Genomic DNA, 306 nt, shown 5'->3' with positions numbered 1-306 from the left:
TTTATGATGCGCTTACCGAATAGCGATAAAATACTCCCAATTATCAATCAACAAAGTAACTAAAGTCGGGTCAAAATGTTTACCATTTTGGCTAATTAATTCATTTTTAATATCATCTTCCGACCAAGGCTCTTTATAACTACGTTTAGATCCTAAAGCATCAAACACATCCGCTAACGCGGTGATAAGACCACTGATGGGTATCTGCTCGCCAGCCAATCCATTGGGATAACCGCTGCCATCCCATTTTTCATGATGACTACCTGCAATTTCTTTTGCTTTCACAATCAGTGGACCGGTGTTTTT

1 protein-coding gene is annotated in these 306 nt (G+C 39.2%); it reads right to left on the bottom strand.

The annotated features are described in order from the left end of the window. Positions 1-12: 12 nt before the first annotated feature. Positions 13-306: HD-GYP domain-containing protein (locus tag VOR_RS16610; protein WP_010318089.1), on the bottom strand; the 294-nt coding region annotated here is incomplete at its 5' end.

Source organism: Vibrio ordalii ATCC 33509, from assembly GCA_000257205.1.
GTDB lineage: Bacteria > Pseudomonadota > Gammaproteobacteria > Enterobacterales > Vibrionaceae > Vibrio > Vibrio ordalii.
This window is presented reverse-complemented; position numbering and strand designations above follow the sequence as displayed.